We start from the raw sequence: 23,264 nt of genomic DNA, 5'->3' as shown, positions 1-23,264 counted from the left end.
GGCCACCCGATCCGGGTGACCCGCTCTCCCCTCCACGAGCCTTCCGTGGAGTTCCTGTGGAGCTAAGGAGAATTGAACTCCTGACCTCCTGCATGCCATGCAGGCGCTCTACCAACTGAGCTATAGCCCCTTGCTTTCCGTCTCCGTGTCGGTTTCCCTCGCGGCGACAGACAGAACATTAACCGGCTCCCCGGCAGATCTCCAAATCGATTCCCGGGGCCCTTCCGGCCCTCCGGGTAGGGTCGCCGACTGTGTCCGTCTCCCCGCTCTCGAAAACCCGCGCCCGGCCGTGGCCCCTGGTCACCGCCGCCGCGGTCTGCCTGCTCTCGCTCACGGCCTTCTGGGTGGCGCAACGCCTCGCCCACGTGAACATGCTCGACGTGATGGTCTACCGGGCGGAGGGGGAAACGGTCCGGGCCGGCGGCGACCTGTACGCGATGCGCGCCACCTCGGCCAACCTGGGCATGACCTATCCGCCCTTCGCGGCCCTGCTGTTCGTCCCGCTGACCCTGGTGGGCGTCCCGCTGATGCGGACGCTCGCCACCGCGGGGAACCTGCTCCTGGTGGTCGCCCTGGTCCAGCTGTCGGTCCAACTGGTCCGCCCGTCGCTGTCCCGCCCGGCCCTGTGGCGTACGACACTCTGGATCGCCGCGGCCGTGGTCTGGTGCGAGCCGGTGTGGACGACGCTGCGGTACGGACAGATCAACCTGCTCATAGCGGTGGCGGTGCTCTGGGACCTGACGCGGCGCGAGAGCAGCCGCTGGGCCGGTCTCGGCATCGGCCTGGCCACCGCGGTGAAGCTCACACCGGGACTCTTCGTGGTCCTGCTGCTCGTCGCCGGCCTGCTGCTGTGGCGCCGGGACCGCTCCTGGAACCGGTGGCTGCGCACGGCGGCGACGGCGACCGGGGTGTTCCTCGGGACGACGCTGGCCGTGGCGCTCGTCCTGCCCGCGGACTCGAAGAAGTTCTGGACGGAGACCCTGTTCGAGACCGGCCGGGTCGGTTTCGCCGAGGAGACCGCCAACCAGTCGATCCGGGGCGTCCTGGCGCGGCTGATGCACACCGACGACCCGGGCACGTGGTGGGCGGTGACGGCGGCCGTCCTCGGCGGCGCGGCCATGGTGGTGGCCGTACGGGCCGCGCTGCGCGGCGACAAGGCCGTGGCGGTGGTCGTCTGCGCCTTCACCGCCCTGATGATCAGCCCGATCTCGTGGTCCCACCACTGGGTCTGGTGCGTGCCGCTGCTGATCCTGCTCGCGGACCGCTCCACGCGCGCGTGGGCGGTGACGGGGACCGTGGCCCTGGTGTTCGCGTCGTTCGCGCTGTGGTGGGTCCCGCACGACCCGGGCCGCCCCGAACTGGACCAGAACGCGGGGCAGATGCTGCTCTCCGCCGTCTATCCGCTGACGGCGACGGCGCTGCTGCTGGGGTACGTGCTGACGCGGCGGCACCGGGCCGTGACCAAGGAGCGGGGCCTTCCGGAGAACGGGCGCCGGGCCGTGACCGGGGAACGGGATCTTCCGGAGAACGGGAGCCGATCCGCGGCCGGGGAGCGGAGCCTTCCGGAAGACCGGCGTCAGGCCGTGGCGAAGGAGTAGAACCGCTTGAGGGTGCAGTGCTCGTCGAGGAGCCGGCCGTAGATCGGCTCCCCCTCCAGCTCCCGGTACGTCTCGATCGGGTCGCCTTTTATGATCAGCGCCCGTGCGCACTCCTCGCACCAGTACTGGAAACCGGGGTTGACGGGGTCCATGTCGCGCACGATGGGCGTGCCGCTGCCGCACCAGTCGCACTTCCGCCTGTGTGCACCCATCAGTCAGCTCCAGCTGTGGCCGCAGGTCGTGCACCCACAGGACACCCTGCCGTTGTCGCCGAGCACGTGGGTCACCCTCCCGTCCGGATCTTCGTCCCCCTCCGGCCGTCCGATTCTGCCATGGCCCCGCAAGGGGGTCGGCGGACTTGGCACGAGAACCCCCCGGCGACGGGGCCGCGGGGCGGGAAGGACGGGGGAACGACGAATCCCGCCCCCTGATGGGGACGGGATCCGGTGACCGTGGAGCTAAGGAGAATTGAACTCCTGACCTCCTGCATGCCATGCAGGCGCTCTACCAACTGAGCTATAGCCCCTCGTGTTCTTCGCGCTCCGCGCTGCGAACAAGAAGAACTCTAGCCTGTGACCTGCCGGAAAGTGAAATCCGGGTCCGGCGGGCCGGTCGCGGGAGCTCAGTCGTCGTCGCCGAGGACCGGTGTGGGCAGCGTGCCGGCGTTGTGCTCCGTCAGGCGCCAGCCGCGCGCGCCCTCGCCGAGGATGGACCAGCAGCAGTTGGAGAGCCCGCCCAGGCTCTCCCAGTGCCGGGACTCCAGGCCCAGGAGCCGGCCGATGGTGGTGCGGATGGTGCCGCCGTGGCTGACCACCACGAGCGTGCCGTTCTCCGGGAGCTTGTCGGCGTGCTCCAGGACCACCGGGGCGGCCCGGTCGGCCACCTCGGTCTCCAGCTCGCCGCCGCCCCGGCGCACGGGCTCGCCGCGCTTCCACGCGGCGTACTGCTCGCCGTACCGCGCCACGATCTCCTCGTGGGTCAGTCCCTGCCACTCCCCCGCGTACGTCTCGCGCAGGGCGGCGTCGTGGGCGACGTCGAGGCCGGTGAGGGCGGCGAGCTCGGCGGCGGTGGCCGCCGCCCGCTTCAGGTCGGAGGCCACGATGGCGTCCGGTTCGAGCGCGGTGAGCAGCCGTGCGGCCCGGCGCGCCTGGGCGACGCCGGTCTCCGTCAGCTCGATGTCGGTCGAGCCCTGGAAGCGGCGCTCCAGGTTCCAGGCGGTCTGGCCGTGGCGCCAGAGGACGATGCGGCGGCCACTGCCGCCCCCGGTGGTGCTCAGCTCAGCTCACCGTCCGCTCCGTCCGGGAGCCCGGAGGCGTGGTCCGCGGTGTCGACGCCGGTCAGGGCGGCGTGCTCGGCGCCCTTGCCCCGGGTCTTCAGGGCGTCCTCGGGCAGCTCCAGCTCGGGGCAGTCCTTCCACAGCCGCTCCAGGGCGTAGAAGACCCGCTCCTCGCTGTGCTGGACGTGGACGACGATGTCGACGTAGTCCAGCAGGATCCAGCGCGCGTCGCGGTCGCCCTCGCGGCGGACCGGCTTGGCGCCCAGCTCCTTGAGCAGCCGCTCCTCGATCTCGTCGACGATCGACTTGACCTGGCGGTCGTTGGGTGCGGAGGCGAGCAGGAAGGCGTCGGTGATCGACAGCACGTCGCTGACGTCGTACGCGATGATGTCGTGCGCGAGCCGGTCGGCGGCCGCCTGGGCGGCGGTCTTGACGAGCTCGATGGAACGGTCCGTAGCGGTCACAAGCAGGCTTTCGTCGGCGGTCCAGTACCCCTCCAGGGTCTCACGGACCGCCGACACCGCCGTCTGCCTTTTCCGGAGCGCCGCCGGGACCGCCCCGCCGGGGCGCGACCGGGGCGGTCCCGGGGCGCGTTCCGGAAGCGGCCCGGCCGCCCGAGGGGCGGACGGGACCTCCGGAGAACACGCCCTACCGGGCTCCCGGGGCCTCGTAGTCCCGGCCCAGGACCACGGTGACCGCGGCCGTCCCGGTCGGGCTGCCCTTCTGGACGGAGCCGGCGGGCAGACCCAGCGTCCTGGCCACCTCGGCCGCCGTCGCCTTCCGGGCGTCGTCGCCGTAGAGGACCTGGGACTTCTCCCGCGCCGGCGCGCCGGTGGCCCCCACGAAGGCGTAGCCGCCGTTGACCAGGGCGATCCGGGCGGCCTCGGCCGCCTTCCCGCCCGATCCGTCCCGCACCGAGACCCGGGGCACCCCGCCCGTCTCCGGGGCGCTGACCTTGCCGCCGAGGACGTCCTTCACCAGGGTGTCGCCCGCGCCCTCGGAGAGCGCGCCGTCCTGCTCCACCGGGAGCAGGGCCGTCTTGTAGGCGCCGACCTTGGCGTGCTCGGCGAGCTTGGCCAGGGAGGCGCCGAGGTCCTTCTCCGGGAGCGAGGGGTCGAGGATCTGCTGGAGGGTCCCGATGGTGACGGTGGCGGCCTCGGGGTCGCCGGAGATCTTCCGCAGCACCCCGTACAGGACCTGGCCGAACCGCCGGAGCTGCTCGGCCCCGGTCTCGCCGGGGGCCCGGTGGGTGGCGTAGGCGACGGCGGCACGGCCGTTCAGCGTCTGCTTCTCGCCCTTCCTGACGAGCGGCTCGCCGCCCTTCTTGGGAGCGGGCACGTCGGTGTCGGTGTCGGTCTCGATGCCGCCGACGATCTCGACGAGGTTCTCCAGGTACGGGGTGTCCAGGCGCCAGGTTCCGGTGATCCGGGTGCCGAGGAGGTTGTCGATCGCCTCCCGGGTGCCGCTGGACCCGTCCTCCTCGACCGACTTGCCGAGGGTGGTCGGGGAGCCCTCGCCGTCGGCGACGACGAGGGAGTTCGGGAGCAGGACCGTGGTGCCCTGGCGGGTGGTCCCGTTCTCCACGAGCAGGGCGGTGGAGGTCCCGCCGCCGGTGGTGTCGTGGAGGTGGACGACGATCGCGTCGCGCTTCTGGGGGCCGCCCGCGGCGGTCCCCTTCTCCTCCGGGGCGGACGTTCCGGGGAGCATGCCCGCGGACCACAGGTAGCCGACGCCGCCGGCGAGGGCGAGCACGAGCGCGACGACGAGCGCGACGAGCCGGTTGCGGCCGCGCCGTCTGGCCTCCTCGCGCCGTTCCGAACGGCTCTCGGTGAACTTGAGCCAGTCGATGACGTCCTCGGAGTCCTCGTCGGGCTCCTCGATGAACGAGAACTGCTCGGTGCGGTACTCGCGGTCGTCGTCCCTCCGGGGCGCGGCGGAGCGCTCGGAGGCGGGGCGCTGGCCGGGGACCCCGGGCGGGGCGGCGACGGGCGCGGCCGGCGGTTCGGGAGCCGCCGGAACGGCCCGGACGGGCTCGGGCGGGGACTGCGACGGGAACGGGGCGGCCCACTGCTGCCCGGTGTCGTGGGAGGGGTGGGCGTAACCCTGCTGGGCGTACGGGTCGTACGGCGGCTGCCAGGTCTCCTGCGACGGCTGCTGGGCGTACGGGTCGTAGCCGTACGCCTGCTGCGGCTGCTGCTGCCGGTCGTCGTACGCCTGCTGCTGCCGGTCGCCGTACGGGTCGTGGTGCCGCTCGGGCGCCCGCCGCTGCGGCTGCTGGTACACCGGCTGCCCGTACTCGTCGTAGCCGATGATCTGCGGCTGCGGATGGTACGGGTCGTACGGGTGCTGCTGGTCGTTCACCGGTCCCCCTCCCCGAAGCTCACTGGTCGCGGTACAGCTGGCGCTTGTCGATGTAGCGCACCACGCCGTCCGGGACCAGATACCAGACGGGGTCGCCCTGGGCGACTCTCGCCCGGCAGTCGGTGGAGGAGATCGCGAGCGCGGGAACCTCGACGAGTGAGACCCCGCCCTTGGGGAGCCCGTCGTCGGTGAGGTCGTGGCCCGGACGGGTGACGCCGATGAAGTGGGCGAGCGAGAAGAGCTCCTCGGCGTCGCGCCAGGTGAGGATCTGCGCCAGCGCGTCGGCCCCGGTGATGAAGAAGAGGTCCGCGTCACCGTTGAGGGAGCTCAGGTCCCTGAGGGTGTCGATGGTGTAGGTCGCGCCGCCGCGGTCGATGTCGATCCGGCTGACCGAGAACTGCGGGTTGGAGGCCGTGGCGATGACCGTCATCAGATAGCGGTCCTCGGCCGCGGACACGGCCTTGTGGCTCTTCTGCCACGGCTCCCCGGTCGGCACGAACACCACTTCGTCCAGATGGAACAGGGCGGCGACCTCGCTGGCCGCCACCAGGTGTCCGTGGTGGATCGGGTCGAAGGTTCCGCCCATCACGCCGAGTCGGCGCTTCCCGCGCCCGCCAGTAGGCACTTCCTGCTCTCCCATGCGTGCAGAGCCTACTGGCACGGCGGCGGCCGCCGGATCGGCGGTGTCGGTTCAGCGGTCGCGGTTGAAGCGGGTGGTGATCCACAGCAGCAGAAGCAGGGCACCGAAGGCGCCGAAGCCGGTGAGGTAGGGGCTGAGGCTTTCGTGGTTGCCGCCGTGCTCGGCCCCTTCGGCGAGGGTGACCAGGTGGGCGGCGGTGCTGTGGAGGCTCATCTTCGGCAGACCTATCGATCGGGGGCGGGAGCGGAGACTTCGCGCACATCGTATGCGGGCCGTCCCGGCGTGCTCACGCCGACTCAGGCGTTGGCGTCGCGCTCGGTGTTGCCGTCCGTGCCGTCCGCCGCCCGGCCGCCGCCCGTTCCGTCGACGGTGCCGGCGGCGTCGTCGCGGTATCCGCGCAGCAGGAACCAGGCGAGCAGGGCGCCGCCCACGATCGAGACGAGCAGCACGATCCGGAGCGTGTCGCCCGGGCCCTCCCCCACGGCGAGCAGGGCGGTGGCGATGGTGTCCGGCATGTCGGTCGTGCCCTTCGTTCGTCCTCGGCGCCCGAGTTATCCACAGGCTTCGGCACACGGTAACGCCAACGCCTAGGCTGGGCGCAGTCAGGGGGACGAGCACCGACTCGTACGAACAGGGGGCATCCATGACCGAGAACGTCCAGGGGAGCACGCCGAGCAGGCAGCGGAAGCGGTTCCCCGGCATCTCCTCGCGGGCCTACGAGCACCCGGCCGACCGCTCGGCGCTGGTGGCGCTGCGCAAGCTCAGCGGCTTCGACACGGCCTTCAAGGCGCTCAGCGGGCTGCTGCCGGAACGCAGCCTGCGACTTCTCTACCTCTCGGACTCCGTCCGGGTGAGCGACGCGCAGTTCAGTCACCTCAACGAGATGCTGCGGGACGCCTGTTACATCCTGGACCTGGAGAAGGTCCCGCAGATGTACGTGACGCAGGACCCGAAGCCCCAGGCGATGTGCATCGGTCTGGACGAGCCGATCATCGTGCTGACCACCGGTCTCGTGGAACTCCTCGACGAGGAGGAGATGCGGGCCGTCGTCGGTCACGAGGTCGGTCACGCCCTCTCCGGGCACGCGGTGTACCGCACGGTCCTGCTGTTCCTCACCAGCCTGGCGCTCAAGATCGCCTGGATTCCGCTGGGGACGGTCGCGATCACGGCCGTCGTGACGGCGCTGCGCGAGTGGTTCCGCAAGTCGGAGCTCTCCGCCGACCGGGCCGGGCTCCTCGTGGGACAGGACGTGCGGGCCTCGATGCGCGGTCTGATGAAGGTCGCCGGCGGCAACCACCTGCACGAGATGAACGTGGACGCGTTCCTCGCCCAGGCCGACGAGTACGAGAAGGCCGGTGACCTGCGGGACTCGGTCCTGAAGATTCTCAACGTGCTGCCGCGCTCGCACCCCTTCACCGCCGTCCGGGCGGCGGAGCTGAAGAAGTGGTCGGAGAGCCGCGACTACCAGCGGATCATGGACGGCCACTACCCGAAGCGGTCCGAGGACAAGGACACCTCGGTCACGGACTCCTTCCGCGAGTCGGCCGGGCACTACGCCGAGACCGTACGGACCAGCAAGGACCCGCTGTTCAAGCTGGTCGGGGACATAGCCGGCGGCGCCGGTGACCTGGCGGGCGACCTCGGCGGGCGGCTGCGCAACCGGTTCGGCGGCCAGGGCGCTCCGAAGGCGGACGGGGGGAAGGACTCCCCGAAGGCCGGCGGCGCGGACGGTCAGGGCGAGGGCTGAGCGTTCGGCGCCAGCGCCCCGCACAGCGGCGGAGCGGCGGGCCGGGCCGTGGCGTACGGGTCGGTGACCGCCGGCCCCTCGCCCGCCCCCGGCGCCTCCGCTCCCGCCAGGAGCGGCCTCAGGGAGCCCGTGGCGTCCGGGCCGCACGCCTGCGGTCCGGCCTCCACGGTGCTGATCAGCAGCTCGGTGCGGTGCGTCCGCAGGTCCTCGCGGTCGAAGCGGAAGCGCATCGCCCGGTGGACGGTGAAGAGGGACGCGGCGGCCGGTCCGGCGTTCCCGGTGGCCGGGCGGAGGGCGTAGGTGTACGTGTGGTCCGCCGTGACGTCCAGGGTGTCGGGGCCGACCTCCTCGAAGCGCAGGGCGCCCCGCACCCGGACCTCGGGGGCCGCGAGGGCGACCCGGCGCGGGTCGAAGCGGACGAGCCAGGCGGCGAGGGCGTGCCGGCCGTCGTCGGCGGGCGCCTCGACGCTCCGGTCGAACTGTTCCCACTGGTCGGGGTCGAGCAGCAGGCGCGGGGGGCGCACGGTGGCTCCGGACAGGACGCCGGGCTCCAGGGAGGAGGCCACCAGGTAGTCCTTGGCGATGGCGAGGGCGGTGACGACCTGGCTCTCGGCGAAGTGGGGGGTGCGTCCCGTGACGGGCAGGTCGATGCCGGCGGCCCCGGCGCGGTGGTGGGCGGCCGGGCTGCGGGCGAAGAGCCGGGCGGGCTCGCCGCCCGGGACGGGGTTCCGGGGGGCGAGCGGGACCACGGTGGTCCGCAGGGGCTCGGCGCGCTGGTCCGCCGGAGGCAGGTACGGGTTGCGGATGCCCAGGTAGACGGCGGTGCCGAAGGCGAGGAGGACGAGCAGGACCAGCAGGCCCGCCTGGCGGGGGCCGCTCCTCCTCTCCCGGGAGGGGAGGCTGCGGACGGCCTGGGCGTGCCCTTCCAGCCGTTCGCGGGCGGAGGACTCCTGGAGGCGGGCAGCGCGGACGAACTCCTCGTCGAAGACGACGGACCGGTACTCGTCCTCACCACCGCCGGGGAACCCCTCGGGCGTCCCTTCGGGCGGGTCGCCACGCCCTGCCATACCTTCAGGGTAGGTCCGCCGGGCCTTCGGTAAACGCCCAGGTACACGACAGATTCGGAAGAATTCCGCCATGAGGGTGCGGGGACGCGGCGAAGACACGGAGGTGGCCGGGCGGCGGGACGCGGTGCGGATCCGGAGGACCGCCGGGGGCTATTCGGGGGACGCGGAGCGTACGGCGGGCGCGCGGGCCGCGGGCGGGGCCGGGCTCGGGGCGTCGACGCCGGTGGTGGCCGGCGACGGGACACGGTCCTGGCGGTTGGCCGCGGCGCCCCGGTAGACGGCGCTGAAGGCGAGGGCGACCATGCCGACCCCCATGACGAGAGCGAGGACCCAGGCGACGGGGCGGTGCCAGCGCGCACGGCCCCGGTAGGGGCGCAGGGCTCCGCCGTGGCGGCCGTAGGGGCTGTCGTCGTCGCCGATGTCGTCGGGCTCGTAGACGGGGCCCGGGAGGTCGGGGTCGCCCCCGTGGAGGTCGTCGTCGGCCGGTCCGCCGGCGCGGGCACGGGCCGCCTCGGCCTCGGCGCGGGCCTGGGCCGCGGCCAGGAGCCGTTCGACCGCGGACGGTTCGTGCACGGGGGCGGCCCGTACGAACTCCTCGTCGAAGACCACGGCGGCGTGGACCTCGTCGGCGCCTCCGCGGTCGACAGAGTCCTCGGGGTCCCCGCCGTTCTGGAACGGCCTGCCCCCCACGTCGTCCGGCACGGATCCAGGGTAGACCCGGAAGGGGGTCGAGGGCAGGGAGAGTGCGAACCCTCCCCGCCCGTGACGGAGAAAGGTGCTACCGCACGTGGCCGTCGCCGGTGACGATGTACTTGGTCGAGGTCAGCTCGGGGAGCCCCATGGGGCCCCGGGCGTGCAGCTTCTGGGTGGAGATACCGATCTCGGCGCCGAAGCCGAACTGACCGCCGTCGGTGAACCGGGTGGAGGCGTTCACGGTCACCGTGGTGGAGTCGACCAGTTGGGTGAAGCGGCGGGCCGCGGCCTGCGAGGTGGTGACGATCGCCTCGGTGTGGCCGGAGGACCACATCCGGATGTGCTCCACGGCCTTGTCGAGGGAGTCGACGACGGCGGCGGCGATGTCGTACGAGAGGTACTCGGTCTCCCAGTCCTCGGGCGTGGCCGGGACGACGGTGGCCCGGGAGCCCTCGGCGAGGGCGAGGACCCGCTCGTCGGCGTGGACGGTGACGCCGGCCTCGGCGAGGGCGTCGAGGGCCCTGGGGAGGAACGCCTCGGCGACGTCCTGGTGGACGAGGAGGGTCTCGGCGGCGTTGCAGACGCTGACCCGCTGGGCCTTGGAGTTGATCAGGATGTCGACGGCCATGTCGAGGTCGGTCTCGGCGTCGACGTAGACGTGGCAGTTGCCGGTGCCGGTCTCGATGACCGGGACGGTGGACTCCTCGACCACGGTCCGGATGAGGGAGGCACCGCCGCGCGGGACGAGGACGTCGACCAGGCCGCGGGCGCGCATCAGTTCGCGGACCGACTCGCGGGACTCGCCGGGGACGAGCTGGATCGCGTCGGCGGGCAGTCCGGCGCCCCCGACGGCGTCGCGCAGGACGGTCACCAGGGCGCTGTTGGAGGCGTACGCGGAGGAGGAGCCGCGGAGGAGGACGGCGTTGCCGGACTTGAGGCAGAGGGCGGCGGCGTCGACGGTGACGTTGGGGCGGGCCTCGTAGATGATGCCGACGACGCCGAGGGGGACGCGGACCTGGCGCAGGTCGATCCCGTTGGGGAGGGTGGAGCCGCGGACGACCTCGCCGACGGGGTCGGGCAGCGCGGCCACGTCGCGGACGTCGGCGGCGATGGCCCGGACGCGCTCCGGGGTGAGGGTGAGCCGGTCGATGACGGCCTCGCTGGTCCCGGCCTCCCGGGCCCTGGCGATGTCCACGGCGTTGGCCTCGACGATCTCGGCGGTGCGCACGTCGAGGGCGTCCGCGATCGCCAGCAGGGCGTCGTCCTTGGCCGCGCGCGGGAGTGGCGCGATTTCGGCGGCGGCGCCACGGGCCCGGTAGGCGGCCCGGACGACCGGGGAGAGGTTGTCGAGGGGCATGAGCGAGGTCATGTCCGCAGGGTACTGGCACCCCCGCGGACATCCCTCCCGTATCCCGCACTCCGAGACGTGCCCCGGCCGGGCGGCGCGCCCCGCCCCTGAGACCCGCTCCGGGCGGCGGGCCCGTCCCTCAGTACGGGTGGACGCCGACCGGGGCGGCGGGCGGCGGGCCGTAGCCCTCCGCGATCCGCTGGTGGTAGGTCTCGCGGTCGATGACCTCCAGGCCCACGATCTCCCACGGCGGCAGCTTGGCCGTCTGCCGGTGCTCGCCCCACAGGCGCAGGGCGACGGCCGCCGCGTCGTGCAGGTCGCGGGCCTCCTCCCAGTACCGGATCTCCGCGTGATCACCGGCGTAACGGCTGGTCAGCAGGAAGGGGTGGTCGTGGGCCAGCTGTTCGAGCCCGCGTCGCACCTCCTTCAGCGGCGACTCCACGCCCGACACGCTGAGCGTGATGTGCCAGAGCCTGGACACGGGCCGCTGCCGTTCCCCGGCGCGTGCCTCGTGCGTCTCGCGTGCCTCGTGCGGGTCGGTGGTGGACCCGGTCCTCCTGTCCGTGGACCCGTCCCGTGCCTCGTCGAAGTCGGCTCCGGCCTCGACACTGGTCAGGGCGCGTTCGGCAGTCCCGCGGGGCGGTGCCCCAGGGCGCGCTCGTCTCACCGGCGGCCTCCTGTGTGATGCGTGCGGTGCTGTACCCGCCTTGCTCGTACCCCCGGGACAAAGTTGACCAGTCCGAGGCGGCGCGTGGGGCGGTTTTGGGGAACGTCCCTTCCGGACGGCCGTGGTTTCGGCCGTTTCGGCACGGGGGCTCAGCGGATGACGACGAGGCCGTCGCGGTGCACGACCTCGCGTTCGTACTCGGGTCCCAGCTCCCCGGCGAGCTCGTGGGTGGAGCGGCCGAGCATCCGGGGGATCTCCTTGGCGTCGAAGTTGACGAGGCCGCGGGCGACGGCCCGGCCGGCGGTGTCGCGCAGTTCGACGGGGTCACCGGCCACGAAGTCCCCCTCGGCGGCCACGACGCCGGCCGCGAGCAGGGACTTCTTCCCCTCGACCACGGCACGGACGGCCCCGTCGTCCAGGGTGAGGGAGCCCTGCGGGGTGGAGGCGTGGGCGAGCCAGAGGAGCCGGTCGGCGGAGCGGCGGCCGGTGCGGTGGAAGTACGTGCCGGTGTCCCGGCCGGCGAGGGCGTCGGCGGCACGGCTGGCGGAGGTGAGGACGACGGGGATGCCGGCGGCGGCGGCGATCCGGGCCGCCTCGACCTTGGTGACCATGCCGCCGGTGCCGACGCCCGCCTTGCCCGCGGAGCCGATCTCGACGTGGGCGATGTCCGAGGGGCCGGTGACCTGCGCGATCCTCGACGTACCGGGCTTGGAGGGGTCGCCGTCGTAGAGTCCGTCGACGTCCGAGAGCAGCACGAGCAGGTCGGCGCGGACGAGGTGGGCGACGAGGGCGGCGAGCCGGTCGTTGTCGCCGAAGCGGATCTCGTCCGTGGCCACGGTGTCGTTCTCGTTGACGACCGGCAGCGCACCCATGGTGAGGAGCTGGTCGAGGGTCCGGTACGCGTTGCGGTAGTGGGCGCGCCGGCTGGTGTCGTCGGTGGTGAGGAGGACCTGGCCGACGCGGACGCCGTAGCGGGCGAAGGAGGCGGTGTAGCGGGCGACGAGGAGGCCCTGGCCGACGCTGGCGGCGGCCTGCTGGCGGGCGAGGTCCTTGGGGCGGCGGGTGAGGCCGAGCGGGGCGAGGCCGGCGGCGATGGCGCCGGAGGAGACGAGGACGATCTCCTTCTCGCCGCCGTCGCGCACCCTGGCGAGCACGTCGACGAGGGCGTCGACCCGGTCGGCGTCGAGACCTCCGGAGGCCGTGGTGAGCGAGGAGGACCCGACCTTGACGACGATCCTGCGGGCCTCCGTCACGTACTGCCTCGACCTGTCCGTCTGACCCGTCACCTGCGTCGTCACCCGTGCCGTCCTCGCTCGCCCGTCCCGCCACGCGCTCCGCGCCGCGGCTGCCGGGCAATCTACGCGAGCCGGGAGGGCTGCCGCTCGTCCGTTTCGCTCTCCGGACCGGTCCCGGCGGGGTCCTGGCCGGTGCCGCGCGGCACCAGGATGCGCTGGGAGATCAGGTAGGTGAAGGGGATCGCGACGACGGCCGCCGCGAGTGGCGCGATCCGGTCGTCCATGCCGGCCCAGGTGACGAGCGCGTAGAGACCGACGCTCTGGACGAGGTAGTTGGTGACGTTGGTGAGGGGGAAGAGGGCGAACTTCTTCCAGGTGGGACGGGTGCGGTAGGTGAAGTAGGTGTTGAGGAAGAAGGAGCCGATCATGCTGAGGACGAAGGCGAGGGAGTACGCGGCGAAGTACGGCATCCACGGGTGGAGGAGCAGGTAGCACCCGAAGAACGTGCCGGTGTTGACCCCGCCGACCAGGCCGAAGCGGAAGATCTCCGCGAGCCGTGCCCGCCGCGCGGCGGCCTGCCCGCCGGAACCGGTCGCCCCGGCCGCGCCGGTCGCTCCGGCGGCTCCGGACACCCCGCCCGTCCCGACGGCCCCGGACACCCCGGCCGCACCGGACGCCCCGGCGGCCCCGGCGGCCCCGGACGGCGCCCCGCCCGTGCCGTGCGGCTCCGCGGCACCGTCCTCCCCGCGGCGGTCCGTGCCCATCAGTGCTCCCGCTCGGTGGAGGCGAGACGGGTGCGCTCGACGGCGGAACGGGCGGGCGAGCGGTGGGTCTCCTTGACGAGGAAGTGCGGACGGCGCTTCGTCTCGTAGTAGATGCGGCCGATGTACTCCCCGATCAGGCCCAGCATCATCATCTGCACGCCCCCGAGGCCCACGATGATCGCGACCAGGGTGACGTACCCGGGCGAGGTGACGCCCTGGGTGAGGGCGTTGACGACCACCCAGACCACGTACAGGGCGGCGAGGCCGGTCAGCACCATGCCGAGCCAGAGGGCGATGCGCAGCGGACGGTTGTTGAAGGAGATCAGCCCGTCCATGCCGTAGTTGACCAGGGAGCTGAACTTCCACTTCGTCTCACCGCCCTCGCGCGCGGCGTTCTTGTAGTCGAAGGTGACGGCGTCGAAGCCGATCCAGGAGAAGAGGCCCTTGGAGAAGCGGTTGTACTCGGGGAGCGAGAGCAGGGCGTCGACGGCGGGACGGGAGAGGAGGCGGAAGTCCCCGACGCCGTCCATGATCTCCACGTCCACCCAGCGGTTGACCGCCCGGTAGTAGGTGCGGCTGAGGGCGCTGCGGATCTTCTTGTCGCCCTCGCGGGTGCGCCGCGCTATCACCTGGTCGTGGCCCTGGTGGTAGAGGTCCAGCATGCGTCCGAGCAGCTCGGGCGGGTGCTGGAGGTCCGCGTCCATGATCACCACGGCGTCGCCGGCGGCCTTGCGCAGGCCCGCGAGCATGGCCGCCTCCTTGCCGAAGTTGCGACTGAAGGAGGCGTACTGCGTGTGGCCCGGGTGCCGGGTGGCGATCTCGCGGAGCTTGCCGAGCGTTCCGTCGGAGCTGCCGTCGTCCACGTAACAGATCTCGTAGTCGACCTGGAGGGTGTCGAGCACCTGACGCATCCGCGCGTCGAAGAACTCGACGACGTCTTCCTCGTTGAAGCAGGGGACGACGACGGAAAGTTTGATCATGGAACGGTCACTCCAGAGGAATGGGCAAGCACGTTCTGAGGGGCCGCCACCGGGCTCTCATTCCAGTGGCACAAGGCGGCACAGGGTGGTGACGGCCGTCCGGCGCGCTCCGCGCGGCGGCTCCGGTCGACGTGCCGTCCATACAATAAAGCATGCGGGAAAGGGCTTGAAAATAAGTGGCATTTCACCCGTTTGTCACTTTTCGAGAGAGCCCCGAAGCAGCAGGAGTCACCACCGGTGAGCAGGATCACCGCCCCCGAGTGCGGCGAGTCGCCGACGGCCGAGGGCGAAACGGGAAGCGGCGCGCGCGGCGGGAAAGCGTTCCCCCGAGCACTGAACGGGGTCGCGCTCGCCGTCGCCGCCGGCTCGGGGGCGCTGCTCTCGGTCGGCGCCTTCCTCGGCCTCTACGTACGCCCCACCTCCGACGACTGGTGCGCCCTCTGGAAGACCCGGGACATGGGCGTCCTCGGAATCAGCGCGGACTTCTACCGCACCCAGAACGGGCGCGTCACCAACGCCTTCCTCACCGGCCTCGTCTACCTCGACGGCATGCGGGGGGCGAAGCTGATGCCCGTCCTGCTGGTGGTGGGGTTCGGCGTCGTCCTCACCCTCCTCGGCCGCGCCGCGCTGCGCGCCCTGGGCCACCCCCGGCCCCCCGTCGTACTCCTCCTGGCCGCGGTGGCGCTCTTCGAGGCGCTCCTGTTCTTCGCGGGCACGCGCGCCTACCAGGTACTGCTCTGGGCCCCGGCCACCCTTTCGCACACCCTGCCGAGCCTGATCGGCCTCACGGCCGTGCTCGGAGCGGTCGTCGCGGCCCGTTCCCCGCGCCCCCGGGCCCGGAGGGCCGGCGTGGCCATGGCGGTCGTGACCGGTCTGGCGATCGGCATGCTCAGTGAGCCGTTCACCATGGTCGCCGGGATCTTCGCCGCCGCCGCCGGGCTCGCCTGCCTCCCCCGCTTCGGCCGGACGAAGGACCGGTACGTCACCCTCTGGTGCGCCGCCGCCTGCGCGGGGCTCGCCGGGGGCCTCGTCCTCCTGTACACCTCCCCGGGCGCGCGGTGGCGCCGCGCGCAGACTCCGCAGGAGCCCATGACCCTCGAAGGGGCGGGAGAGACGTTCCACGACTGGTGGCGCATCTGGCAGACGATCGGCGGCCAGTGGGCGTACCTGGGAGCCGCCGCCGTCGGCGTCCTGCTGGGTCTGGGCGTCGCCTTCGCCGGACGGCCCGGCGTCCGCGCCCCTTCCGCCGGGGCGGACCGCCCGCGCCGGGTGCCGTGGGCCCTGGCGCTCCTGCCCGTGCCGCTGATCGCCCTGGCCAGCCTGGGCGTCACGTACGGCCTGCGCAGCGGGTACGGCCCGACCGGCTGGACGTACGGCCGGACCTGGACGAACTTCGTCGTCCCGCTGCTGCTCACCCTCTGCGCGTACGGGGCGGCGGCCGGCCACCGGCTCGGGCGGCTCCTCCTGGCTCCCGGCCGATCCGCCTCCCGCGCCGCCACGCTGACCGTGGCGGGCGCGCTGACCGTGGCGGGCGCGCTCGCCCTGGGCAGCGCGACCGCCCTGGTGCGGCCGGTCTACACGATGACCGGGCAAACGGTGTACCGGAGCATCGCCTGGGACCACCAGAACGCCCGGATCCGCGCGGAGGCGGCGAAGGGGGCCACGGAGGTGACGTACCGCCCCCTGCCCATCGCCTCGCTCGCGGAGCCCTTCTTCACCGAGGCGTACGCACGGGACTGGGTGGCGCAGTGCGCGGCCCGGTACTACGGAGTGGACCGCGTCCGCCGGCCCTGACCGTCCGGAGAGCGGGGCGGCACGCCCGGGCCCGGCTCCCTCCCCCCGGTTCCCACCGTCCGGAACCCGGCGGCGTGTGTTCCCCGTCACCCCTCCCGGCCGCTCGCGGAGGGAGGTGGGGTACCTTCTCGGCACGTGCGGCCCCGCGCGGACGCGGCGGAGCGGGGAACGCCCGTACGGGCGACTCCTCGTACGCGAGGATGGTTGCCCCGCGGACCCGGTCCGCTCCATCACGATCGGGACACAGCGCGCGCCGCCCCGCCGGAAGCCGCGACGAACCGCGCGGGGAACACCAGGTAGCTTGGACGTGCCTGGAGGAAAGACAAGTGGATCGAGGTGCAAGTGCCTGACGTCTCCGTGGTCGTCATCGCCTACAACGACGCAGAGCGTCTCCCGACGGCCGTTCGGTCGGTGCTGGACCAGACCCTGCACGGCGTCGAAGTGGTGATCGTCGACGACTGCAGCAAGGACAACACCTTCGAGGTCGCCCAGGCGCTCGCCGCCGCTCACCCGGACCGGGTGAGGGCCTTCCAGCTGCCGCAGAACAGCGGTGGCTGCGGCGCGCCCCGCAACCACGGCATCCAGCAGTGCGCCGGCGACTACGTCATGTTCCTCGACAGCGACGACGTGCTCGAACGCAACGCCTGCCGCAACATGCTCGACGCCGCCGAGAGCACCGGTGCGGACATCGTCTCCGGCCTCTGCGTCCGCGTGCACCTGGACAGCCGCCACAAGAAGACCACCGCCTGGTACCCGTGGCTCTACTCCGCGACCCGGACGATCGAGTCGATCACCGAGCTGCCGGACCTGCTGACCTTCGACACCCTGTCGACGAACAAGTGCTACCGCCGTGCGTTCCTCCTGGAGTCCGGCCTCGAGTTCCCGGTCGGCATCCACTACGAGGACCTGCTCTTCTCGGCCCAGGCGTACGTCGCCGCGAGCCGGATCACGCTCATCCCGAACACGGTCTACCACTGGAACGTGCAGGAGAGCGCCGCCGCCAAGTCGATCAGCAACCGGCGGCACGAGATCGCCAACTTCGTGCACCGCATGGAGATCCACCGCCGCGTGGACGCCCTCCTGGAGAGCAAGGGCTACGAGGAGCTCAAGTACCGCAAGGACATCAAGTTCCTCAAGCACGACCTGGTCCTCCACTTCCGCGACCTGGCGCTGCTCGACGAGGACTACCGGCGCGAGTTCGCCGACCTGGCCAACGGCTACCTCGCCGAGATCGACCCGCGGGCGTACGAGGAGGTGCAGCCGCTGCACGCCATCTGCGCCTACCTGCTGAGCAAGGAGGACTGGGACAACCTGCTCCCGGCCACCGAGGCGCTCACCAACCCGGGCCGCCTCACCTCCCCGCTCGCCGAGGTCGACGAGCGGATCTACTGGTGCGACCGGCACCTGGACACCGAGCAGGGCCGTCAGATCCTCGACGTCACCCCGCGCGGCTTCCACGTCCGTCCGCTCACGGCGCTCGCCCTCGGCAACAAGCTGACCTCGTACGCGAGCACCGACGGCGTCGTCGAACTCGCCGGCCGGGTGGTCAACCCGCTGGGACGGATCGCCCCGGACGCGAAGCTCGGCGCCGTCATCGAGTTCTCGGCCCGCCGCAGCGTCGGCGGCAAGACCGCCCGCATCCCCGTGACCTCGGTCCGGCACGCCGGCCGGTGGATCGAGTGGGAGGGCACGGTGGACGTCGCCCGCGCCGTCCGCCCGCTCGGGATCATCGACGCCGTCTGGGACGTGCGCGTGATCCTCACGGTCGACGGCCAGCGGCTGCGCACCCGGGTCTCCGTCGGCGGCACCGCCCTCGACGACGCCCGCTCCCTGAAGGTCCGCCCCCGGCTGACGACGCTGGTCTCCGACCGCTTCGTCCCCGAGATCACCAAGAAGGGCAACCTCTCCTACGTGCTCTCCGCCGAGGGCAAGGCCGCCGTGCGCGCCTCCTCGGTGATCGAGGAGGCCATGCACGGGCGCGCCGCCCGGCTGGCGAAGACGAGCCTGCGCCGCCTGCTGAAGGCCAAGAAGGACCTGAACTCGGGCGAGACCAAGCTGCGCGTCTACCACGAGTTCTACAGCAAGCTGCCGATCCGCAAGGGGCTCGTGGTCTTCGAGAGCCACCTCGGCAAGCAGTACAGCGACAGCCCCCGCGCGATCTACGAGGAGATGCGCCGCCAGGGCGTCGCCTTCGAGGCCGTCTGGTCCTACGCGGGCGCGGAGCCGACCGGCTTCCCCGAGGACGCCACGCTGGTGCGGCGCTGGAGCTGGCAGTACCTGCGGGCGCTCGCCCAGGCCGAGTTCTGGATCGACAACCAGGGCTTCCCGCTGCGCCTCACCAAGCGCCCGGGAACCACGTACATCCAGACCTGGCACGGCACCGCCCTCAAGCGGATGGGCTTCGACGAGCCCAACACCAAGGCCCGCGGGCTCGCCGCCCAGGCGTCCTTCCAGCAGTCCCTGGACCGCTTCGACCACTTCCTGATCCGCGGCGAGCACGACCGGCGCACCCTCGCGAAGGGCTTCCGGCTCCGCGACGAGGTGCTGCTGCCCGTCGGCTACCCGCGCAACGACGGCCTCGCCGAGGCGCGTCGCAGGGAGGCGGAGACCGGCGTCCGGGAGCGCGGTCCGCTCGCGGCCGAGCTGGGCGTCGACCCGGAGAAGAAGGTGCTGCTGTACGCGCCGACCTTCCGGGCCGCCCCGGGCGGCAAGGTGCGCGCCTTCCAGGCCCCGTTCGACGTGGAGGAGTTCGCCGAGCGCTTCGGCGAGACGCACACCCTGCTGATCAGGACCCACTACCTGAACAGCGTGACCCTGCCGCCCTCGGTCAGGGGGCGGGTCGTCGACGTCTCCGAGCAGCACGACATCACCCCGCTCCTCGCCCTCGCGGACGGGCTGATCACCGACTACTCGTCCGTGATGTTCGACTACGGCCTGCTCGACCGTCCGATGGTCTTCTTCGCCTACGACTACGACGAGTACGCCAAGGAGAACCGGGGCACCTACTTCGACCTGAAGGAACGCGCGCCGGGCCCGGTCGTGGAGACGGCGGAGGAACTCTTCGACGTGATCGCCGACTTCAAGGACGAGGCCGACACCAAGTACGCGGCGGCCCGTCAGCGGTTCAACGCGGAGTTCAGCGAGTACGACCGGGGCGACGCGGCCCGTCGGATCGTCGCCAAGTTCTTCACCGGGAGCGGGAAGTGACCCATCAGACCACTGCGTCCGGCGGCCGCGACATCTTCATCGTCTCCAACAGCGTGGACGAGATGGGCGGTGTGACCACCTGGACCCACCAGATGGCCCGGGAGTTCACCGACCGCGGCCACCGGGTCCACGTCATCGGCATCACCCCGGCCCCGGCGGGCCGGCAGCACGAGTTCCCGGACCCCCTGCCGTACGCCACCACCACCCTGTACGACGCGCACCCGCCGCAGGTGCGGCCGCTGCGCGGTCTCAAGGGGAGGCTCAACGCGGCGGAGCGGCGGCGCCACGCCGCGCGGGCCGCCGGGATGCGGGAGCGCGCGGACCGGCTGACGGCGCTCTTCGCCGCCGCCCGGCCCGGCGCGATCGTGATCGTGACCCAGGTGTGGGCGATGGAGTGGGTCGCCCTCGCCGACACCAAGGGCCACGTGGTGATCGGCATGAGCCACGAGTCGTACGCGGCCAGCGCCGCGTCCTCGCGGCTCGCCCGGGTGAAGCGCTACTACAAGGACGTCGACCGGCTCCTCGTCCTCACCCCGGGCGACGCGGACCAGTGGATCCGCGCCGGCATGGACAACGTCGGCCACATGCCGAACGCCCTGCCGTTCATGCCCCCGGCCCCGGTGCCGCGCGACGAGAAGGTCGTCGTCTCCGTCGGCCGCCTCTCGCACGAGAAGGGCGTCGACATGCTGCTCGACAGCTGGGCCGAGGTCGCTCCCCGTCATCCCGACTGGAAGCTGCGGATCTACGGCACCGGTGACGAGGAGCAGGCCCTGCTGCGGCGGACCACCGAACTGGGCCTCGACGGGTCCGTGGAGTGGATGGGCCGCACCAACGACGTGCTGGGCGCGCTCTCCGGGGCGTCGGTGTTCGCGCAGGCGTCCCGCGCCGAGGGCTTCCCGATCACCCTCCTGGAGGCGATGGCGGCGGGCGTTCCCTGTGCCGCGTTCGACTGCGCGCCGGGCGTCCGGGAGATCATCCGGGACGGCGAGGACGGGCTGCTCGCACGGCTCGGCAACGCGCTGGAACTCGGCGGGCACATCAGCACGCTGATCTCCGACAAGGAGCTGCGCGACCGGATGGGCGACGCGGCCTTCGAGAACGTGAAGCGGTACTCGGCCGACGAGATCACCGACCGCTGGGAGGCGCTGTTCGCCTTCCTGGAGCGCTGACGGTCCGGCGACGCGTACGGGCACGGCAACGGGCCGGGGAGTCGAACTCCCCGGCCCGTTGCCGTGCGTCCGTTCCGGTCAGACGGTGGCGCCCCGGCGCGCGACCCAGCCCTCCCAGGCGGAGCCGACCATGTCGCGCACGTCGTGGCGGGCCTTCCAGCCCAGTTCGGCGGCGATGCGGTCGGCGGAGGCCACGACCCGGGCGGGGTCGCCGGCGCGGCGCGGGGTGACGACGGGCTCGGTCGTGTGCCCGGTGATCTCGTTGATCAGCGTGACCATCTCGGTGACGGAGACGCCCTCGCCCCGGCCGATGTTGACGGTCAGGTCGCGCGGCTCGCCCGCCTCGGCCCACTCCGCGAGCTTGCGCGCCGCGACGAGGTGGGCGTCGGCCAGGTCCTCGACGTGGATGTAGTCGCGGACGCAGGTGCCGTCCGGGGTGTCGTAGTCGTCGCCGAAGACGCGCGGGGACTCGCCCGCGTCGAGGCGCTCGAAGACCATCGGGACCAGGTTGAAGACGCCGGTGTCGGCGAGTTCGGGGGTCGCCGCGCCGGCCACGTTGAAGTAGCGCAGGCAGGCCGTCGAGATGCCGTGGGCCCGGCCGGCGGCACGGACCAGCCACTCGCCGACGAGCTTGGTCTCGCCGTAGGGGCTCATCGGCCGGCAGGGGGTCTCCTCGGTGACGAGGTCGACGTCCGGCATGCCGTAGACGGCGGCCGAGGAGGAGAAGAGGAAGTTGCGCACGCCCGCGGCGGCGACGGCCTCCAGGAGGACCGTGAGGCCGGTGACGTTCTCGCGGTAGTAGTGCAGGGGCAGCTCGACCGACTCGCCGACCTGCTTCTTCGCGGCGAGGTGGACGACGCCGGTGACGCCGTGTTCGGCGATCGTCCGGTCCAGCACCTCACGGTCGAGCGTCGAACCGATCACCAGGGGGACGCCCTCCGGAACCCGCTCCGCGTAGCCCGTGGACAGGTCGTCGAGGACGACGACCCGCTCGCCCGCCCGCGTCATGGCACGGACCACATGCGAACCGATGTAACCGGCGCCGCCGGTGATCAGATAAGTCATAGCGCCCCAAACCCTTTCACTGAGAACTGCGGACGAGCCGGCGGAGCCGGGTCTCGACCGCCCGGAACCCTCCCCGGGCACCGGGTGCGATGCGTAGCGCCATCGAACCGTTGGCCGTGACGTACTGCTGCACGAGAAGTACACCGTACCGGCTGCTCGGAAGCGCCGATCGCCACGGGGAGCCGTCCGGCGGCCGGAGCGCGGTCGTGTACGACTCGCCGTTCGCGCAGGTCACCGTGGCGGTGACGTCCCACTGCTGGAGGCCCCGGAACCCGCGTCGGCGCCCGGCGCCGGCGAGCCCGGTGAACCGGACCGGGACCCGGCCGGTCCAGTGCTCCTCCGCCCCGCTCCGGGCGTGCAGTTCGGTCCGTTCGGTACGGGCGGGCTCGTCGTCGCCGCGCGGCACGAACGCGATGTCGGCGGTACGGGGCCCGGCCTCGGCGAGCCGCCCGTACAGGTCCCGCACGGTGATCCGCAGGTCGCCGCCGCGCAGGGTGGCGTCCACCACGAGCGGCAGTTCGGCGAGGGGCAGTCCGTCCGTGCCGTCGAGCCGGGCCTCCGGCAGGTCCCCGGACCAGACGGCGGCGGTGCGGGTGCCCGCGTACGGCGGGAGCAGACGGGCCGGGCGGGCGGACAGCCGCGACAGCCGGAGCAGGTCGCGCGGCTCCTCCGCGGCCAGCAGGAACCGGGCCGCCCAGCGGGCGGGGGCGACGGCGGCGGCGATCTCGGGCTCCTGGAAACCGGCCAGGTACGCGCGGGTGACCTTCCACCACTCGGCGCGGTGCGCCTCGTCGCGCGACCGCAGGTCCCTGGCGTACATCCGCAGGTCGTGTTCGAGGAACTTGGTGCGGCAGGCGGCCGCGAGGTCCGCGCGCCCCGCGTCGGCGAAGGCCCCGACGGCCGCGCGGTGGGCGTCGATCCGGGACCGCCAGTTGGAGACGCCCTCCCGGTCGAGGGAGATGGACAGCCGGGAGGCGGCGCGCCGGACGTGCCAGACGTAGACGGTGTCGGGGACCACGGCGACGCGGGGGACGACGGCGTACACCCGGGCGGTGAAGAGGAAGTCCTCGTAGACGAACCGGCCGTCGGGGAAGCGGATGCCGTGCTCGTCGAGGAAGGCGCGCTCGTAGACCTTGTTGACGCAGAGGGTGTCGTGGACGAGGGGACGCAACTCCTCGGGCGTCTCCAGGACGGCCGGTTCCCGGTAGAGGGCGGGCTGCCAGCGGACGTCCCGGCCCTCGGGGAGTTCGCGCCGTACGCAGGCGCCCACGGCCACCGGGGCGCGGTGCCGCAGGGCGGCGGAGACCAGGGCCTCGGCGGCGCCGGGCGGCAGGACGTCGTCGCTGTCCAGGAACATGACGTAGGGGGCGGTGGCGGCCCGGACGCCGTCGTTGCGCGGGGTGCCGCAGCCCCCGCTGTTCTCCGTACGGCGCACCACCCGCACCCGGGGGTGCAGGGCGGCCAGTTCGTCGAGGACCCGCGCCGTGCCGTCGCCGGAACAGTCGTCCACCGCCACGACCTCGGCCACCACGGGGCCCTGGTCGAGCGCGGACCTGATGGCCTCGCCGACCAGCTCCTCGTCCTCGTAGGCGATGACCACGACGCTGAGGCGGCCTGCGGTTCCGGGGGCGGGGTCGGTGCTCACAGCAGGAT

At 72.5% G+C, this 23,264-nt stretch carries 21 protein-coding genes and 2 tRNA genes; 5 read left to right on the top strand and 18 right to left on the bottom strand.

Going from position 1 to position 23,264, the window contains the following annotated elements:
* Positions 1-57: 57 nt before the first annotated feature.
* Positions 58-130 (bottom strand) — tRNA-Ala (locus ACFYZY_RS13995).
* A gap of 121 nt (positions 131-251) precedes the next feature.
* Here ACFYZY_RS13995 and ACFYZY_RS13990 point away from each other — a divergent pair.
* Positions 252-1,598 (top strand): glycosyltransferase 87 family protein, encoded by a 1,347-nt coding sequence (locus ACFYZY_RS13990; RefSeq protein WP_388693167.1) that lies wholly within the window; start codon positions 252-254, stop codon positions 1,596-1,598.
* Here the strand turns inward: ACFYZY_RS13990 and ACFYZY_RS13985 are convergent.
* From ACFYZY_RS13985 to ACFYZY_RS13950, 8 genes are all read right to left on the bottom strand, one after another.
* Positions 1,577-1,810, bottom strand: a complete 234-nt coding sequence (locus ACFYZY_RS13985) for a hypothetical protein (protein WP_015033559.1) — start codon at positions 1,808-1,810, stop codon at positions 1,577-1,579. The two genes, ACFYZY_RS13990 and ACFYZY_RS13985, sit on opposite strands and share 22 nt — an antisense overlap.
* A gap of 241 nt (positions 1,811-2,051) precedes the next feature.
* Positions 2,052-2,124: transfer RNA gene (locus tag ACFYZY_RS13980), tRNA-Ala, on the bottom strand.
* A gap of 96 nt (positions 2,125-2,220) precedes the next feature.
* Positions 2,221-2,874 (bottom strand): histidine phosphatase family protein, encoded by a 654-nt coding sequence (locus tag ACFYZY_RS13975; protein WP_388693230.1) that lies wholly within the window; start codon positions 2,872-2,874, stop codon positions 2,221-2,223.
* On the bottom strand, positions 2,871-3,338 hold the full coding sequence (gene rsfS, locus ACFYZY_RS13970) for a ribosome silencing factor (protein ID WP_388693229.1): 468 nt from the start codon (positions 3,336-3,338) through the stop codon (positions 2,871-2,873). Before rsfS ends, ACFYZY_RS13975 begins: the two co-directional genes overlap by 4 nt.
* A gap of 184 nt (positions 3,339-3,522) precedes the next feature.
* Positions 3,523-5,235 (bottom strand): LytR C-terminal domain-containing protein, encoded by a 1,713-nt coding sequence (locus tag ACFYZY_RS13965; RefSeq protein WP_388693165.1) that lies wholly within the window; start codon positions 5,233-5,235, stop codon positions 3,523-3,525.
* A 19-nt stretch (positions 5,236-5,254) separates the two neighbouring features.
* Positions 5,255-5,875 carry a nicotinate-nucleotide adenylyltransferase gene (gene nadD, locus ACFYZY_RS13960; RefSeq protein WP_388693163.1) on the bottom strand — a complete coding sequence of 207 codons (621 nt, stop codon included), beginning with the start codon at positions 5,873-5,875 and terminating at the stop codon, positions 5,255-5,257.
* Positions 5,876-5,926: 51 nt separating this feature from the next.
* Positions 5,927-6,088, bottom strand: coding sequence for a hypothetical protein (locus ACFYZY_RS13955; protein WP_185893249.1), 162 nt, complete (start codon positions 6,086-6,088; stop codon positions 5,927-5,929).
* Between the two features lie 83 nt (positions 6,089-6,171).
* A complete protein-coding gene (locus ACFYZY_RS13950) occupies positions 6,172-6,390 on the bottom strand; it encodes a hypothetical protein (protein WP_388693232.1) in 219 nt (72 codons plus the stop codon).
* 128 nt (positions 6,391-6,518) lie between these two features.
* On the opposite strand from ACFYZY_RS13950, the gene ACFYZY_RS13945 reads away from it, so the two are divergent.
* A complete protein-coding gene (locus ACFYZY_RS13945; RefSeq protein WP_388693161.1) occupies positions 6,519-7,622 on the top strand; it encodes a M48 family metallopeptidase in 1,104 nt (367 codons plus the stop codon).
* Here ACFYZY_RS13945 and ACFYZY_RS13940 read toward each other — a convergent pair.
* The 7 genes from ACFYZY_RS13940 to ACFYZY_RS13910 form a co-directional block, all read right to left on the bottom strand.
* Positions 7,607-8,689, bottom strand: coding sequence for a hypothetical protein (locus ACFYZY_RS13940; protein ID WP_388693159.1), 1,083 nt, complete (start codon positions 8,687-8,689; stop codon positions 7,607-7,609). The two genes, ACFYZY_RS13945 and ACFYZY_RS13940, sit on opposite strands and share 16 nt — an antisense overlap.
* A gap of 150 nt (positions 8,690-8,839) precedes the next feature.
* Positions 8,840-9,391, bottom strand: coding sequence for a hypothetical protein (locus ACFYZY_RS13935; protein WP_388693157.1), 552 nt, complete (start codon positions 9,389-9,391; stop codon positions 8,840-8,842).
* Between the two features lie 76 nt (positions 9,392-9,467).
* Positions 9,468-10,751: a glutamate-5-semialdehyde dehydrogenase gene (locus ACFYZY_RS13930; RefSeq protein ID WP_388693155.1), complete on the bottom strand. Its 1,284-nt coding sequence runs from the start codon at positions 10,749-10,751 to the stop codon at positions 9,468-9,470.
* A 118-nt stretch (positions 10,752-10,869) separates the two neighbouring features.
* Positions 10,870-11,397 carry a hypothetical protein gene (locus tag ACFYZY_RS13925; RefSeq protein WP_388693153.1) on the bottom strand — a complete coding sequence of 176 codons (528 nt, stop codon included), beginning with the start codon at positions 11,395-11,397 and terminating at the stop codon, positions 10,870-10,872.
* Positions 11,398-11,546: 149 nt separating this feature from the next.
* Positions 11,547-12,650, bottom strand: coding sequence for a glutamate 5-kinase (gene proB / locus ACFYZY_RS13920; RefSeq protein WP_388693227.1), 1,104 nt, complete (start codon positions 12,648-12,650; stop codon positions 11,547-11,549).
* Positions 12,651-12,754: 104 nt separating this feature from the next.
* A complete protein-coding gene (locus ACFYZY_RS13915; RefSeq protein ID WP_388693225.1) occupies positions 12,755-13,177 on the bottom strand; it encodes a GtrA family protein in 423 nt (140 codons plus the stop codon).
* Positions 13,178-13,395: 218 nt separating this feature from the next.
* Entirely contained in the window at positions 13,396-14,376 is a 981-nt protein-coding gene (locus ACFYZY_RS13910; RefSeq protein ID WP_388693152.1) for a glycosyltransferase family 2 protein, read from the bottom strand.
* A gap of 237 nt (positions 14,377-14,613) precedes the next feature.
* Here ACFYZY_RS13910 and ACFYZY_RS13905 point away from each other — a divergent pair, with 237 nt between their 5' ends.
* The 3 genes from ACFYZY_RS13905 (at position 14,614) to ACFYZY_RS13895 (ending at position 20,546) form a co-directional block, all read left to right on the top strand.
* Positions 14,614-16,170 carry a DUF6056 family protein gene (locus ACFYZY_RS13905; protein ID WP_388693150.1) on the top strand — a complete coding sequence of 519 codons (1,557 nt, stop codon included), beginning with the start codon at positions 14,614-14,616 and terminating at the stop codon, positions 16,168-16,170.
* A gap of 336 nt (positions 16,171-16,506) precedes the next feature.
* Complete coding sequence (locus ACFYZY_RS13900; protein ID WP_388693148.1) at positions 16,507-19,377, top strand: CDP-glycerol glycerophosphotransferase family protein; 2,871 nt, start codon at positions 16,507-16,509, stop codon at positions 19,375-19,377.
* 62 nt (positions 19,378-19,439) lie between these two features.
* Positions 19,440-20,546: a glycosyltransferase gene (locus ACFYZY_RS13895; RefSeq protein WP_388693223.1), complete on the top strand. Its 1,107-nt coding sequence runs from the start codon at positions 19,440-19,442 to the stop codon at positions 20,544-20,546.
* A 78-nt stretch (positions 20,547-20,624) separates the two neighbouring features.
* On the opposite strand, the gene galE is transcribed toward ACFYZY_RS13895, so the two are convergent.
* Positions 20,625-21,611, bottom strand: coding sequence for a UDP-glucose 4-epimerase GalE (gene galE / locus ACFYZY_RS13890; RefSeq protein WP_388693146.1), 987 nt, complete (start codon positions 21,609-21,611; stop codon positions 20,625-20,627).
* Positions 21,612-21,627: 16 nt separating this feature from the next.
* The gene (locus tag ACFYZY_RS13885) at positions 21,628-23,256 is read right to left on the bottom strand and encodes a glycosyltransferase family 2 protein (protein ID WP_388693144.1); all 1,629 of its coding nucleotides are present in this window, start codon (positions 23,254-23,256) and stop codon (positions 21,628-21,630) included.
* Positions 23,257-23,264 lie beyond the last annotated feature (8 nt).

Origin of the sequence: Streptomyces sp. NPDC001744 (assembly GCF_042892575.1) — a bacterium.
In the GTDB taxonomy this organism is placed as follows: domain Bacteria; phylum Actinomycetota; class Actinomycetes; order Streptomycetales; family Streptomycetaceae; genus Streptomyces.
Note: the sequence above shows the minus strand (reverse complement) of the source record. Positions and strands in the feature narration are given on the sequence as shown.

What these genes read in the sequence shown, in the direction of transcription:
- ACFYZY_RS13955 (WP_185893249.1), bottom strand. Translation starts at nt 6,088, where the DNA reads ATGAGCCTCCACAGCACCGCCGCCCACCTGGTCACCCTCGCCGAAGGG.
- nadD (WP_388693163.1), bottom strand. Translation starts at nt 5,875, where the DNA reads ATGGGAGAGCAGGAAGTGCCTACTGGCGGGCGCGGGAAGCGCCGACTC.
- ACFYZY_RS13910 (WP_388693152.1), bottom strand. Translation starts at nt 14,376, where the DNA reads ATGATCAAACTTTCCGTCGTCGTCCCCTGCTTCAACGAGGAAGACGTC.
- ACFYZY_RS13930 (WP_388693155.1), bottom strand. Translation starts at nt 10,751, where the DNA reads ATGACCTCGCTCATGCCCCTCGACAACCTCTCCCCGGTCGTCCGGGCC.
- ACFYZY_RS13985 (WP_015033559.1), bottom strand. Translation starts at nt 1,810, where the DNA reads ATGGGTGCACACAGGCGGAAGTGCGACTGGTGCGGCAGCGGCACGCCC.
- ACFYZY_RS13940 (WP_388693159.1), bottom strand. Translation starts at nt 8,689, where the DNA reads ATGGCAGGGCGTGGCGACCCGCCCGAAGGGACGCCCGAGGGGTTCCCC.
- ACFYZY_RS13945 (WP_388693161.1), top strand. Translation starts at nt 6,519, where the DNA reads ATGACCGAGAACGTCCAGGGGAGCACGCCGAGCAGGCAGCGGAAGCGG.
- galE (WP_388693146.1), bottom strand. Translation starts at nt 21,611, where the DNA reads ATGACTTATCTGATCACCGGCGGCGCCGGTTACATCGGTTCGCATGTG.
- ACFYZY_RS13950 (WP_388693232.1), bottom strand. Translation starts at nt 6,390, where the DNA reads ATGCCGGACACCATCGCCACCGCCCTGCTCGCCGTGGGGGAGGGCCCG.
- ACFYZY_RS13895 (WP_388693223.1), top strand. Translation starts at nt 19,440, where the DNA reads ATGGGCGGTGTGACCACCTGGACCCACCAGATGGCCCGGGAGTTCACC.